General features: G+C 62.0%; 14 protein-coding genes. 1 reads left to right on the top strand and 13 read right to left on the bottom strand.

The window, feature by feature from the left end; genetic code table 11:
* Window position 1: 1 nt before the first annotated feature.
* From NT131_01120 to NT131_01070, 11 genes are all read right to left on the bottom strand, one after another.
* Window positions 2–1,159: an aminotransferase class I/II-fold pyridoxal phosphate-dependent enzyme gene (locus NT131_01120; protein ID MCX6650250.1), complete on the bottom strand. Its 1,158-nt coding sequence runs from the start codon at window positions 1,157–1,159 to the stop codon at window positions 2–4.
* Between the two features lie 9 nt (window positions 1,160–1,168).
* Entirely contained in the window at window positions 1,169–1,993 is an 825-nt protein-coding gene (gene dapF, locus NT131_01115; GenBank protein MCX6650249.1) for a diaminopimelate epimerase, read from the bottom strand.
* Complete coding sequence (gene lysA / locus NT131_01110) at window positions 1,990–3,246, bottom strand: diaminopimelate decarboxylase (protein ID MCX6650248.1); 1,257 nt, start codon at window positions 3,244–3,246, stop codon at window positions 1,990–1,992. The genes dapF and lysA overlap by 4 nt, the downstream gene beginning before the upstream one ends.
* The gene (locus tag NT131_01105; protein MCX6650247.1) at window positions 3,247–4,602 is read right to left on the bottom strand and encodes an aspartate kinase; all 1,356 of its coding nucleotides are present in this window, start codon (window positions 4,600–4,602) and stop codon (window positions 3,247–3,249) included.
* Window positions 4,599–5,378: a 4-hydroxy-tetrahydrodipicolinate reductase gene (gene dapB, locus NT131_01100; GenBank protein ID MCX6650246.1), complete on the bottom strand. Its 780-nt coding sequence runs from the start codon at window positions 5,376–5,378 to the stop codon at window positions 4,599–4,601. The genes NT131_01105 and dapB overlap by 4 nt, the downstream gene beginning before the upstream one ends.
* A 21-nt stretch (window positions 5,379–5,399) precedes the next feature.
* Window positions 5,400–6,272, bottom strand: coding sequence for a 4-hydroxy-tetrahydrodipicolinate synthase (gene dapA / locus NT131_01095; GenBank protein ID MCX6650245.1), 873 nt, complete (start codon window positions 6,270–6,272; stop codon window positions 5,400–5,402).
* Window position 6,273: 1 nt separating this feature from the next.
* Window positions 6,274–6,696 carry an Lrp/AsnC family transcriptional regulator gene (locus NT131_01090; protein ID MCX6650244.1) on the bottom strand — a complete coding sequence of 141 codons (423 nt, stop codon included), beginning with the start codon at window positions 6,694–6,696 and terminating at the stop codon, window positions 6,274–6,276.
* Window positions 6,697–6,818: 122 nt separating this feature from the next.
* On the bottom strand, window positions 6,819–7,265 hold the full coding sequence (locus tag NT131_01085; GenBank protein ID MCX6650243.1) for a DUF5788 family protein: 447 nt from the start codon (window positions 7,263–7,265) through the stop codon (window positions 6,819–6,821).
* A complete protein-coding gene (locus tag NT131_01080) occupies window positions 7,262–8,212 on the bottom strand; it encodes an endonuclease V (GenBank protein MCX6650242.1) in 951 nt (316 codons plus the stop codon). Before NT131_01080 ends, NT131_01085 begins: the two co-directional genes overlap by 4 nt.
* A complete protein-coding gene (locus NT131_01075) occupies window positions 8,209–8,715 on the bottom strand; it encodes a nitroreductase family protein (protein MCX6650241.1) in 507 nt (168 codons plus the stop codon). Before NT131_01075 ends, NT131_01080 begins: the two co-directional genes overlap by 4 nt.
* Before the next feature lie 57 nt (window positions 8,716–8,772).
* Complete coding sequence (locus tag NT131_01070; GenBank protein ID MCX6650240.1) at window positions 8,773–10,329, bottom strand: mechanosensitive ion channel; 1,557 nt, start codon at window positions 10,327–10,329, stop codon at window positions 8,773–8,775.
* Window positions 10,330–10,417: 88 nt separating this feature from the next.
* Here NT131_01070 and NT131_01065 point away from each other — a divergent pair, with 88 nt between their 5' ends.
* Window positions 10,418–11,299 (top strand): hypothetical protein, encoded by an 882-nt coding sequence (locus tag NT131_01065; GenBank protein MCX6650239.1) that lies wholly within the window; start codon window positions 10,418–10,420, stop codon window positions 11,297–11,299.
* A gap of 2 nt (window positions 11,300–11,301) precedes the next feature.
* Here the strand turns inward: NT131_01065 and amrS are convergent, their stop codons facing one another.
* Together amrS and thiL are read right to left on the bottom strand one after the other, a co-directional pair.
* On the bottom strand, window positions 11,302–12,324 hold the full coding sequence (gene amrS, locus NT131_01060) for an AmmeMemoRadiSam system radical SAM enzyme (GenBank protein ID MCX6650238.1): 1,023 nt from the start codon (window positions 12,322–12,324) through the stop codon (window positions 11,302–11,304).
* The gene (thiL, locus tag NT131_01055; GenBank protein ID MCX6650237.1) at window positions 12,305–13,267 is read right to left on the bottom strand and encodes a thiamine-phosphate kinase; all 963 of its coding nucleotides are present in this window, start codon (window positions 13,265–13,267) and stop codon (window positions 12,305–12,307) included. Before thiL ends, amrS begins: the two co-directional genes overlap by 20 nt.
* Between the last annotated feature and the right edge of the window lie 34 nt (window positions 13,268–13,301).

Below are 13,301 nucleotides of genomic sequence, written 5' to 3'. Positions count from 1 at the left end.
CTCAGAGGACCTTGGCCATGCGCTCCAGGGCCTGCTCGATCCTCTCCACGGTCTGTGTGGTGGCTAGGCGCACGTAGCCTTCGCCGTTCAGACCGAACCCCACGCCTGGTGTGACCACTATGCCGGCCTTGAGCATCTTCTCTGCGAACTTCAGAGAGGGACCGTCGACCTTCATCCACAGGTAGAACGTCCCCTTGGGCCGGTCCACCTTGAACCCCAGCTTGCGCAGTCCGTTGACCAGCACGTCCCGGCGCTTCTGGTAGACGGCGATGTTGTCCATCACCATCTTCGGTCTCTCCGCGTCGTGGTACATTCCCAGCGTCTTGACGACCGCGCTCTGCAGGAACTTGGGGGTGCCGGAATCGACCTGCGATTTGACCCTTTTCAAACCGGCTATGAGATCGGAGTCGCCCACGGCGAAACCGATGCGGTAGCCGGTCATGTTGAACGTTTTGGATAACGAATGGAACTCGATGGTCCCGTCGCCCTGGGCCACCTGCAACGCCGACGGCGCGACGTAATCGTCGAAGGTCATCTCCGAGTAGGCGTTGTCGTAGCAGAGGATGGTGTCGGTCTCTATGCACCAGCGGGACGCACCCAGCAAGAACTCCTCATCAGCGACGGCTCCGGTGGGGTTGTTGGGGTAGTTCAGGTAGATCATGCGGGCGTCCGTCGGCAAGCTGTCCATGTCCGGCAGGAAGCCCTTCTCCGGGTTCAGCGGGAAGCGCACGGGGACGGCATCGCTCAGCAGCGCCGCACCTTGCGCGTAAACGGGATACGCCGGGTCGGGCACCAGAACCTTCTCCCCGGGGTTCACGAAGGCCCGGCAGATGTTGGCTAATCCTTCCTTGGAACCGATGAGCACGGCCACCTCGCCGTTGGGATCGACGTCCACGCCGAAGCGCCGCTTGAACCATTCCGAGATGGCTATGCGCGTCTCGGCCTCCCCGGCGCTGGATGGGTAGCGGTGGTTCTCGGGGTTCTCCAGCTCCTTCTGGATGAACTCCACGACGGGCCGGGGGGTGGGCAGGTCCGGATCGCCGATCCCGAAATCGATGATGTCCACGCCCTCCAACCTCTTCTTGTTGACCTTCTCCTCTATCTCGGCGAAGAGATACGGAGGGATGGCCTTCAACCTGTTAGCGTACTCGAATCCCATCTTCACACCTCACATCTGACCTTCGAACACCAGTGTCGCCGGGCCACGCATGGTGACCTTGGAGAGGTCCTTCCAGACCTTTATCCACAGGCTGCCGCCGGGAAGGCGCACCTGCACCTCCTCGTCGAACCTGGTCTTGCCCAGCAGGGCGGCGGCCACCGCGGTGGCGCAGGCGCCAGTGCCGCAGGCCATGGTCCATCCGGCCCCCCTTTCGTACACCCGTACCTCCAGTATCCCATCCAACGATTTAACGAATTCTACGTTGGTCCGGCGGGGGAAGAGCTCGTGGGCGTGGACCAGCGGCCCCAGCCGGTCCATCTCCTCCTCGCTAAGCGTGTCGAAGATTATCAGATGCGGGTTGCCCATGGAGACGGCGGTGCCGTGCAGCTCCCTTTCGCCGCAGCTCACCGGTCGGTCCTGGAACGTTCCCTGGCAGCTCATGGGGATGGATGGGCAGTCCAGCAACGGCCGACCCATGTCCACGGTGACGGAGGAGACCTTGCCGCCCTCCACCTCCACCTGTATGTGCTTGATCCCAGCCAAGGTCTCCACGCTCATCTTCTTCGATCTGGTGTGCCCTTGGTCGTATACGTGCTTGGCCAGGCAGCGGATGCCGTTGCCGCACATCTCCGCCTCGCTCCCGTCGGAGTTCATGACCCCCATGGCGAAGTCGGCCTTGCTGCTCCTTTCAAGATAGAGTACACCGTCCGCGCCCACCCCGAAGCGGCGGTGGCACATGGCCTTGACGAACTCCAGGTCCTTGGGCACGGCGCCGTCGAAGTTCTCCACGAGCACGAAATCGTTCCCGATCCCGTGATACTTCCAGAACCTCATGCCCTCAGCCTCGCCGGTACCTTCTGATGGCGGAAGAGGTCGTTGATCTCCTCCCTCTCGCGTATCAATGAGGATTTTCCGTCCAGCACCAGTACCTCGGCGCAGCGGGGCCTGTTGTTGTAATTGGATGACATAGTGAACCCGTAAGCCCCCACGTCGTAGACGCAGAGCAGATCTCCCACGTCCACTATGGGCAACATGCGCTCCTTGGCCAGGTAGTCCCCGCTCTCGCAGATGGGGCCGGCCACGTCGTACTTGGCCATGGGCTCCCGGTCGAACTTGTTGGCCACGGCCACGTGATGATAGGAATCGTAGAAGGCCGGGCGGATCAGAGTGTTGAACCCGGCGTCCACCAGCGCGTAGTCCTTGACCGGAGTGGACTTGACGTCGTTGACCCTGGTCAACAGGACGGTGGTGTCCGCGACTATGTAACGGCCGGGCTCGATGATCAGCGTCCGCACGTGGCTGTTCTTCAATTTGGACGTAACCTCCTCGGCCACCGCGTCCAGGTCGGTGGGCCTCTCCTCCGGCCGGTACGGTATGCCGATGCCTCCGCCTATGTCGATGAACTCCAGTTGGAGCCCCAGCTCGGACCTCAGTTTTTCAGAGATCTCGACCAGCACCTCGGTCACCCGGCCGAACACGGCCGGATCGCTTCCGCCGGAGCCGGTGTGGGCGTGCAGCCCGCGGGGCAGGAATCCCAGCTTTAACGCTTCGGAGTAGGCCGCGACGATCTCCTCCTTGGGTATTCCGAACTTGGCGCCCTTGGTCCCGGTGACCACCTTCTGGGAGTGCCCCGAACCCACGTCCGGATTGACCCGTAGGGATATGGGGTGCTTGGGACTGAGCCTGGCCAGGCGCCGTAGCCCGTTCACGGAGTCCACATTGATGGGGACCTTTCTTTCCACCACGGCGCTCATCTCCGCCGGGGAGACGCTGACGCCGGTGTACAGTATGCGTTCGGGGACGAAGCCGGCGCGCAGGCAGGCCTCCACCTCCCCGATGGACACTGTGTCTATACAGGAGCCTTCCTGCTCCAGCACCCGCAGTATGCTCAGGTTGGTGTTGGCCTTGCAGGCGAAGTAGATCCTGGTAGGGAAGCGGTCGTTGAACGCCTTGTATATCGTCCGGTAGTTCTGCCTCAGGGCCGCCTCGTCCGTCACCATCACCGGAGTGCCGAAACGTTCGGCTATCTTGGTGGCTGGAACGCCAGCTATCGACATGATTCCTTTCTTGCTCTGGAATTCTCTCATTCAAGCACCTATGTAAAGTTCGTGCAGTCTCCTGACCACGTCCACGGCCTTGTCGCCGCCGACCATGAAGTTGAGGGCGATGTCCGAGGCCCCCTCGGAGATGAGCTCCACGTTGGCCCCGACGTCGGCCACGGCCGTGAATATCTTGGCCGACACACCGCTGCTCTCCAGCATGCCATCGCCAACCGCGCAGATGAGCGCGACGTTCTCTTTTACCCTGACCTCCTCCACGTCCTCCTGGAACCCGCGGAGACGCTCGCAGGCGTCCGGGACAGATTCCGAGGGAACGACCACGGCCAGCGTGGACAGGGAGGTGGACACGGCGTATATGGTCACACCGTTGGAGCTGACCGACTCCAACATCCTAGCCACCAGCTCCGGCCGGTAGGCCAGCTCGGAGGAGTAGACCTTCACAATGGACAGGTCGGTCTTCAGGGCCACGCTTCGCAGCAGGTCCTGTCCGCCCCGGCTCAGTCCGTGTATCCTGGTGCCGCTGCCCTTGGGGTTGAAGGTGTTCTTGACCAGCACCGCCACGCCCTTGCGCTTGGCCGGCTCTATGGTCCGGGGGTGCAGGACCTTGGCACCAAAGTACGCCAGCTCGGCCGCCTCCCCGTAATCCATTTCAGATATGGTCCGGGCGCCCTTGACCACCCGGGGATCGGCGGACATGAATCCGTCCACGTCCGTCCATATCTCCACCTCGTCGGCGTCCACGGCGTGGCCGATGACAGCACCGGAGTAGTCGGAGCCACCCCGCCCGAAGGTCAACGGCCTTCCTCGGCCGTCGCAGCCGTAGTAGCCGGTGATGACGGGCACCTTACCCGCCTGAAGTAGGGGCACCAGCGTCCGGCGGAGGTTGGCCTCGGTGGCGCTAAGTTCCGCACCCCCGTAGCCCGGGGGACCACTGGCCACTATACCGATCTCCTCGGAGGTCAAGGCCAACGAATCCAGGCCTCGGCTGCGCAGGATGTAGGAAAGGGTGAGGGACGACAAACGCTCTCCCCAGCTGGAGAAGGCGTCCTGGTACATGATGCGGCCCTCGTCCTGGCGGTACAAGTGGATGAGATGGCCTAACCCGGACAGGCGCCGCTCCAGCTCCTCCAGGTATTCCGGCAGCAGTTCCTGGGAGATATTGCCCTTGGCGGCGTCCAGGTGCTTCCCCCTCAGCCAATTGATGTACTCCGGCACTTCCTTGCTCTCGTCGGCCATCATGGTGATCAGGGAGTTGGTCACTCCAGACATGGCGGAGACGACCACGGCCCTCTGGCAATCGTCGGCCATGATTATGTCGGCGGTGCGGCGCATGGCCTCGTTGCTGCCCACGCTGGTGCCGCCGAACTTCATGACCTTTCTCAAAGTCCCAGCACCTCTTCCATGCCGTGCACCTTTCCGTCCCGCAGCGGGGCGACCCAGCGTACAGCGGCCACGCAGCCTTCGGCGAAGGCCATGCGGGAGTGGGCCCGATGCGTCAGCTCTATTCTCTCCTTGTTGCCGGCGAATATCACGGTGTGCTCGCCCACCACGTCCCCGGCTCTTACGGAGTGGATGCCGATCTCCCGCCCTCTGGCGCCCACCGTGCCCTCCCGGCCGCAGACCGTTCTGGTCACACCGGTCTCCGCCGCTATCAGCTGCGCGGCCTTGACCGCGGTGCCGGAGGGGGCGTCCTTCTTCTTGTCGTGATGGACCTCGATTATCTCCACCTCGTAGTCGGGAAGGGCCCTCGCCAGCGTCTGGCAGGCCTTCCAGAAGACGTTCACGCCGATGGAGAAGTTGGGGGTGATCAGGGCGGAGCGCCCGCTATTGGCCAGCGTGGAACGGAAGCTTTCCAGGAACGTCGGGGACAGCCCCGTCGTGCCCACCACGACGTTGGCCCCGGCCCTCACCACGATTGGAAGGTTGCGCTCGGCCGCGGCGGCGCTGGTGGCGTCCACCAGCACATTGCAGCGCCGGCAAAGTTCCTCCAGCCCGTCCGGAGCGACAGCGATCACCCCGGGGTAGAGCTCCTGCCCGGCCTTCCCGCCCTCGGCGGAGACCACCGCGCCGACCAGCCTCATGTCCTTCTGCTCCCTGATGAGGGAGCACACCATGGAGCCCAGCTTGCCTGTGGCTCCAGCTACTGCCACGTCGATCATGTCTATGAGCCTCCTTGTCCTTTACAGCAACTTGAAGTCCGTCAGCGTCTTCTTCAGGACCTCGGCCAACTGCGGTTCCATGTCGCACAGGGGCAGCCGGAAGACCCCGGAGGGCTTCTTCATCATCCTCAGCGCCGTCTTGACCGGTATGGGGTTGGTGTCCAGGAACAGGTCGGTGAACAGCGGGAGCATTTTGAAGTGCAGCTCGCGCGCTTTCTTCCAATCTCCGTCGAGAGCGGCGTGGGTCATGTCCACCATCATCTTGGGGACGATGTTGGAGGTGACGGATATCACGCCTGGTGCCCCCAACGTCATCATCGGATAGGTCAGCAGGTCGTCCCCGGAGAACACGCTGAACTCCTTGGGCACGGACGCCAGTATGCTCATTATCTGCGCCATGTTCCCGCTGGCCTCCTTCACTGCCACTATGTTCGGTATTTCGGACAGCTTCTTGATCGTACCCGCCGTGATATTGGAGCTGGTGCGCCCCGGAACGTTGTAGACCACTATCGGTATGTCCACCGCCTTGGCTATTGCCTCATAGTGGCGGAAGATGCCTTTCTGGTTGGGCTTGTTGTAGTACGGCGATATGAGCAGCACGCCGTCCACGCCCAGGTCCTTGGCTCCCTTGGACAGATGTATGGCCTCGTGGGTGGCATTGCTTCCCGCCCCGGCGATGACCTTGGCCTTCTTGGCCTCCTCCCGCACGATGCTTATGACCTTCAGATGCTCCTTGTGGGTCAGGGTGGCCGACTCACCGGTGGTCCCGCATGGGACGATGGCATCTATGCCGGCCTCTTCCTGCATGGCCACCAGCTCCCGCAGCCCTTCCTCGTCCACCTCTCCGTCCTCCCGGAAAGGGGTGATTATGGCCGTGGCGCATCCTTTGAACATACTAATCAGCTCCGAAGTGCTCTTTGAGGATCAACCTGGTCCGCGTGGAGTCCACGTTGTCGAACCGGCGGATGCGCTCGATGATCTCGTTCAGCTGCGGCGAGGAGGTGACGTCGATTATGGCCACGATGTCCTCCTCCCCGGTGACCTCGTAGACCTCGGAGACGCCCTCGAAGGCGGCTATCTGGTCGGCGATGTCGGAGGTGTTCACGTTGACGTCGATCTTGACCTCCACCAGGGCCTTGACGTTCTTGCTGCTGGTCTTGATGGTGAACGCCTGTATCACGCCCTCCTCGAACAGCTTCTTGACCCGGGACCGGATGGTCCCTTCCGAGACCTCCAGCCCATTGGCTATCTCCACGAACGGTCGCCTGGAATCCTTCTTGAGGATCTCTATGATCTTGTCGTCAAGGTGATCTATCATAAATCCGTCTCCTTGTCCTGCGAAATTCTCAGATTTCGTATCTAATTCATAGTTAATAGTAAAATATTATTAATATATTCCGAAAAGGCTCGTTTATTTTAAAATGAAACGCGCTTTGATAGCTAGGTCGTCTTTGCTTTATTTACGAAATCAAGCCACCGTTTCTCGTCGTTCACCATGGCCATCAGGGCCTTGGCCCTGATCTGGCGGTCCTCCTGCCTGACGTCCCGCAGCTCGTCCACCGCCCGGAGCAGGCCCAGGGCCTCGTGCATGACCCTGTACGCGGTCCGGCGCTCCATCTCCTTGGTCTCCAGGTCCCTCTCCAGCTCCCGGGCCTTGCGCTCCAGCAGGGCCGACAGCTCCCTGGCCCCCCTCACCGTCCCTTCGTCCGGGTCCTGCTGCGTGATGAACCGGAACACCACGTCCTTCAAGGGCACCTCCCGGCCTTCCAGTTCCTCCAGCTCGGGAACGAGCTCCCCCACCCAGAATAGCAGCGAATGGAAGCGGGATAGTATTCTCTTCCTCTCTTCCGGCGTCAGGCAGTCCTCCACGCAGCTGTATTCGCTCATGCCTTCCCACCGCGCCTGCTCTCGGTGCACCTCTCGTGGGCCAGGTCCAGGGGGTCGACCGGCAGCGAAAGGTAAAGTCGGGCCAGGGACCCCAGCTCCACCTTGTGCCCGACGGAGAGGAACCTGGCCTTGCCCCGGGCGTTCTTGACCACCCGCCCCACCTCCTCCCCGCCCAACGAAAGGGACCCCTGCTCCATCCGCCCGGTGAGCACGCTCTTGGCCACTCCGGCCGAGGCCACGCCGTGCACCAATCCGAACTGGGAGGCGATGCCGGCCCGGCGCGGGTGGGCCCGTCCATGGCCGTCGATCAGGTAAAGGGTGTCCTCCCTGCCGCCGTCCAGCAGCTTGGAGTAAGGAAGCATCTCCCGGAACCCCAGATATCCGGGCACGTAAGGGAAGTTCACCAGGCATTCGGCGTCCCTCGTCTCTAAGACCTTTCCGCGGCGGTCCACCACTACCATGGCCGCGTAGGCCCGGTCGCCATCGTAGGCCACGTCCAGACCGGCGATGCGCCCGAAGGCGATGGCGTCACCCTCCTGGACGATAAGTTTGGCCAGTTCGATCTGGGCCTGGGCCATCCTTTCCAGTAAGCGGTCGCCTTTGAATTCCTCGAACAGTACTTTGTCGAAGTTCAGGACCTTGCCGTTGGCCGATGGTACACCCTCGGCGCGCAGCAGCTCCTGCTTCCTGGCCTCACCCTTTCCCGCCCCGGTGTACCAGCCGGTGCGCCCATCGGAATAGATCACCCGATGACAGGGCACCGGGAACGGACGGACGCGGTCCGCGGACATTATCTGGCCCACCGCACGGGACGCCACCAGGTCGCCCAAGGCCCGGGCGATGGCTCCGTAGGTGCTAACCCTTCCCTCGGGTATCTGCGCCGCCAACTCGAACGTCCGCAGGTACAGGTCGTGGTCCTGCAGGTGGAAGTCTCGGTCGAAGGTCATGGGCGTTCGCGCACACCGTAACGGTCCCAGTTGATCAGGTCCTCGGCCTTCTTGCGGCTGCGGGCCGCCGGAGATTCGTCGGGGAAGCCCAGGGCCATGCAGACGGTCACCGTGCGATTGGCGGGAAGGCCCACGTACTCGGCCATCTTCACCGGGTCGTACGCGCCGATCCAGCAGGTGCCCATCCCTTCCTCCACCGCCGCTAGGCTGAAATGGTCGAGCGCAATGGCCAGGTCCACCTTGGCCCATTTCTGTTGCGGGTCGTCCACGCCAATTATGAAGGCGGCGCAATCGGCGATGAAGGCCTGCTCCTTGCAGATGGGCACGAGCCCCTTGAGGCGAGGGCGGTTGGTGATCACCACCAGCTCCCATGCCTGGCGGTTGGCCCCGGACGGGGCCGCCCGGGCCATTTCCAAAAGATGGTCCAACACATCGTTCGACAGTTCCTTGCGCTTGAACTTCCGAATGCTCCTGCGGGCCTTGACCGCGGCTTTTACCTCCATGTCGTACTCCCCCTGTAGAAGAATAGGCGTTGCACGGGCATTAGGTTTTTGCTGGGCTCACTGGCCTTGACCCTTCTCCATGTCCTTCAACCAGACCACCGTCTGGGGGAATGGAATATTGATTTTGTGCTCGCTGAACCGGCGGAGCAGTTCGCTGCGGTAGTCCGAGCCCACCTTGAACTGCTTGCCCAGGTCGTTTATCCAGATATAGGCGGTGAATTCCAGGGAGGAGTCGGCGAAGTCCAGGAAGCGCACCACCGTGGGGTGCTCCGGGTCCTTGAGCACCTCCGGCAGGGCCATGGCCGCCTCCAGCATCAGCTTCTTGACCAGCTCCACGTCGCTGCCGTAGGCCACGCCTACGCTGACGGCGATCTTGAGCAAGCGGTCAGGCTGCACCATGTTCACGATCTTCTTGTTAGCGATGTCGTTGTTGGGGACGATCGCCAGTTCGTTGGTGAAGGTGTTGTAGAGGGTGGTCGAGCGCATGCCGATGTTGCGGACCGCGCAGATGTCGCCGTTGTCCAGGCGCAGCAGGTCCCCGATCTTGAAGGGACGGTCGAACATCATCTGCAAACCAGCAAAGAAATTGGCCAGGGTGGCCTGGGCCGCGTAACCGATGACTATGCCCATGAACCCCAGCCCGGCCAGTATTATCGTTAGGTCGTAGCCGAAGAGGCTGAGTATCACGCCGAAGGCCACGACGGGGATGACGATTATGCCCAGCTTTTCCAGTATGGGCACCAGGATGTCGTCCACCTCGGAGTCGGTCTTCGCGGCCAGCTTGTGCCCGTAATAGATGATGACCCCGTCAAAGATCTTGTATACCAGCCAGGCCATGACCAGGACGAAGGCCATGCGGTACATGAGCTCCAGCTGGGCGATGAGCTCCCGGTTCAGGTTCAAGATCTCCAGGGAGCTGACCGCTCCGTAGAGCACCATGACCAGCATGACCGGCCCGCGGATGATCTTGAGTATGATGTCGTCCAGCTCCGTCTGCGTCTTGGAAGTCACATGGTGCAGGAGAGGGTTGGCGATGAGGATGACGAACAGGGCGATGCCGGCCCAGATGCCCACGCTGACCACGAACGCGCCTATGTTCCCGTCCAAGGGGTAGGGGAGGTCGTTATCCCAGATGCCGAGGATCTTGTTGTCCTCGCCCATGGTGCCGAAGATGGGGATGATCTCGACCTGGACCGTGCCGTTGACGATGTAGGTGTTGTTTGGCGCGTTCAGCTGGGTGACGTTGAACTGTACTTCGAAGGTCAGCACAGCCGAGGACATCTCCGCGGCCGGCGTGACGGTCATGTTGAGGGACTTGGACCCCCCGGGGTACAGGGTGATGTGGTTCTGATCGAAATCCACCGCCACGTCGGTGTAGCTCTCGGGGACCGAGGTGGGCATTATGACGTAGGGGACGCTGTCGTTGTTGTAGAGCACCCACTCGAAGGTGACGGAGCTTCCGGCGGTGACCTTCTTGTAGGTGTCATCCACGGCGAACAGGTTCACCGGGGCGGCCGAGGAGGGGGGCAGCATTGCCACTAAGAGCATGACGCCGATGAGCAGCAGCGCGACGCGGCCAACGGTCTTCCCTTTCAGCTCCAAGGTTCCGTCCACGAACGGCGACAACGTTCGACATATTATAAGGATTTCCGCCCTGGTCCCGGTGGTAAACCATTAATCGTCATTCGTCCATGGCGGTGGTATGGAGGAGCTCACCTGGGCCAGCCTCGGTTTGGCTATGGCGGTCATGGCGGTGGCGGCGGTGTCCGACTGGCGCACCCGCACCGCCTCCGATGCCCACTGGTACATCCTGGGGTTGGGAGGGGCGCTCCTGCTGGGCCTCCAGCTGTGGACGGACGGGGTGAGCTGGGTTTATTTGGTCTGCCTGGTCCTGATGGCCCTGGTGTTCGTGGACCTGCTGCGGGATAGGCCGGGGATGTTCGAGGACGGATTCCACCCGCTCCCGCTGATATTGTACATGCTGACGATCGTCGCTTACGCCTACCTCAGTCTGGAACATTTCAACGGCGAGCACTACTGGACCCTGGTGACCGTCCCGCTGCTCATCATCTTCTTCTTCATACTCTATCAGCTGGACGTCATCAAAGGGGGGGCGGACGCCAAGTGCTTGATCGCCTTGTCCCTGTGCTTTCCCCTCTATCCGACCCTGGAGGGACTGCCGTTGCTGGCCTTGAACGACCCGGCCATGCTCGAGATATTGCCGTTCCCCCTGTTGGTCCTGTTCAACGGCGCCATACTTACGCTGCTGGTGCCCATCGCCATGCTACTGGTCAACCTGCTGCGTAGGGACCTGCGCTTCCCCCTGATGCTCTTCGGGGTGCGCATGGACCTGGAGGAGGCCAAAAAGAAGCACGTGTGGCCCATGGAGAAGGTGGTGGACGGGCAGTCGCACTCCGTGCTGTTCCCCCGAGGCGACGACGAGGGGGATTGGGAATCGCTGCGCGCCGCTGGAGTGGTGCGGCCGTGGGTCACCCCTAAGGTGCCTTTCCTGATCCCGCTGACCCTGGCCATCCTGTTCTCGCTGCTGGTGGGGAACCTCCTGCTCTACGCCATGGGCGCCTGACCTTACCAAATGATATCCGTCCTGCGCCTGCATTTTTCGCAGAGACCGTTCTTGACGCCCACCGCCTTGGCCTCGAAGCCGGTCCTTTTTATCAGCAACGAACCGCAGCCGGGGCAGTAGGTGTTCTCCCCCTTCTCCGAGGTCATGTTCCCGACATAGACGTACTCCAGCCCTTTGGCCTTCCCCGCGTTCAAGGCCATCTCCATGGTGGAGCATGGGGTGTGGGGCAGATCGCCCAACTTGTAATCGGGATGGAAGCGGGAGAAGTGCACCGGGGTTTCCACCCCCATGCTATCCCGCACCCATTGACAGAACCCCTCGATCTCCTCCTGGCGGTCGTTCTTGGTGGGTATGATGAGATAGGTCAGCTCCACGTGGACGCCCATCTCCTTGGCCGTCTCGCATGCTTTGAGCACCGGCGCGAGCTGGCCCTGGCAGACGCTATGGTAGAACGTCTCGGTGAACCCCTTCACGTCGATGTTCATGGCGTCGATGAGCCCTTTTAGTGAGCGCAGCGGCTCCTCCTGGATGTAGCCGTTGGTCACCGAGACGGTGAACAGACCTTCCTCTTTGCACAGCCGGCTGGCATCCATAACGTACTCGTGCCAGATGGTCGGCTCGTTGTAGGTCCAGGCCACGCCCTCGGAGTCGTGCTGGCGGCACAGTCGGGGTATGTCCTTGGGCGGGACGAAATGCAGTGACAGCTCGTCCAAGCCCACCTGGGCGATGGTGAAGTTCTGGCAGTGCTGGCAGCGCAGGTTGCAGCTGATGCCTCCGAACGAAAGGACCGGCTTTCCCGGCTTGAAGTGGAAAAGGGGTTTCTTTTCGAGAGGGTCAAGATGCATGGAGGACACCTGGCCGTAGCTGAGGGCGTACAGCTTCCCGCCCCGGTTCTCCCGCACCCGGCATATGCCCTTCTTGCCATTGGAGACGAGACAGGAATGTGGGCACAGGCGGCAACGGATGACCTCGCCCTCCCTGTCCCAGAACAACGCTTCCTTCGGTTCAGCGCCGGAAGTGCTCATACCCACGAGGCTCCAGAATGATATTGGAAGGACCGCGCTTAAGCGTATTGACCTTTCCTTCCAGGCAGCGTCCGATGACCGTGACCTCGCCTCCGAGCAGGTCCTTGATGATCGCTAGACCATCTGGTCGTACCGTGAAGAGCAACTGATAGTCCCCGCCCCCGTGCAGCGCTATGGTCTCGGCGTCTTCCGAACACGCTTGCGCCACATTTCGCACCTCTGGGTCGATCGGCAAAGCTTCGACGTCCACCTCGAAGACGACGCCGCTCGCGTCGGCCAGCTCGCGCAACGAGGTGGATATCCCGTCGGAAGTGTCCGTGCAGGAGGTGACGGCACCGCTGGACGATAGCAGGGTTCCCTCCTTGATGCACGGGAGAGGTTCGAATAGCGCCTTGACGGCCTTCGGCGCTTCCAACCCTTTCTCTAAGGCTAGCAGTCCGGCGGAGGCCATTCCGGCGGTGCCGGTCATCAGCAGCAGGTCCCCGAGCCTGGCGCCTTTCCGAGCCAGCAGACCGTCCTTGGGCACCAGCCCCAGTGAGGTGCCAGTGAGGACCAGTTCCGAACATTCCTTGGTGTCCCCGCCCAGATAGTCGGTTCCGAACTGGTCGCAGCAGTCCGCCGCCCCCTGGACCATCTCCTTGACGTTCATTTCATCCAGGTCGGCTGGTAACCCCATGGCCAGTAGCAAGCCCAAAGGCTGCGCCCCCATGGCTGCGATGTCGCTGAGGTTGACGGCCGCGGCCATCCAGCCCTTCTGCCGCCAGGTCATGTTCGGATGGAAGTGCGTGCCCTCCCACAGCAGGTCCGTGCTGACGACCAGATAGCGGTCGCCGATCTCCACTGCCGCGGCGTCGTCCCCCGGACCGAGCCTGGCCGAGGTGTGGAGCATGGAGGCTATGGAACGCACAATCGCCTTCTCCCCGACTTTGCTCAGGCGGGCCATGGACGGTAGAGGGCGGGGAATGGGAATAACCCTT

This window comes from Methanomassiliicoccales archaeon, from assembly GCA_026394395.1.
Classification (GTDB): Archaea; Thermoplasmatota; Thermoplasmata; order Methanomassiliicoccales; family UBA472; genus UBA472.
Note: the sequence above shows the minus strand (reverse complement) of the source record. Positions and strands in the feature narration are given on the sequence as shown.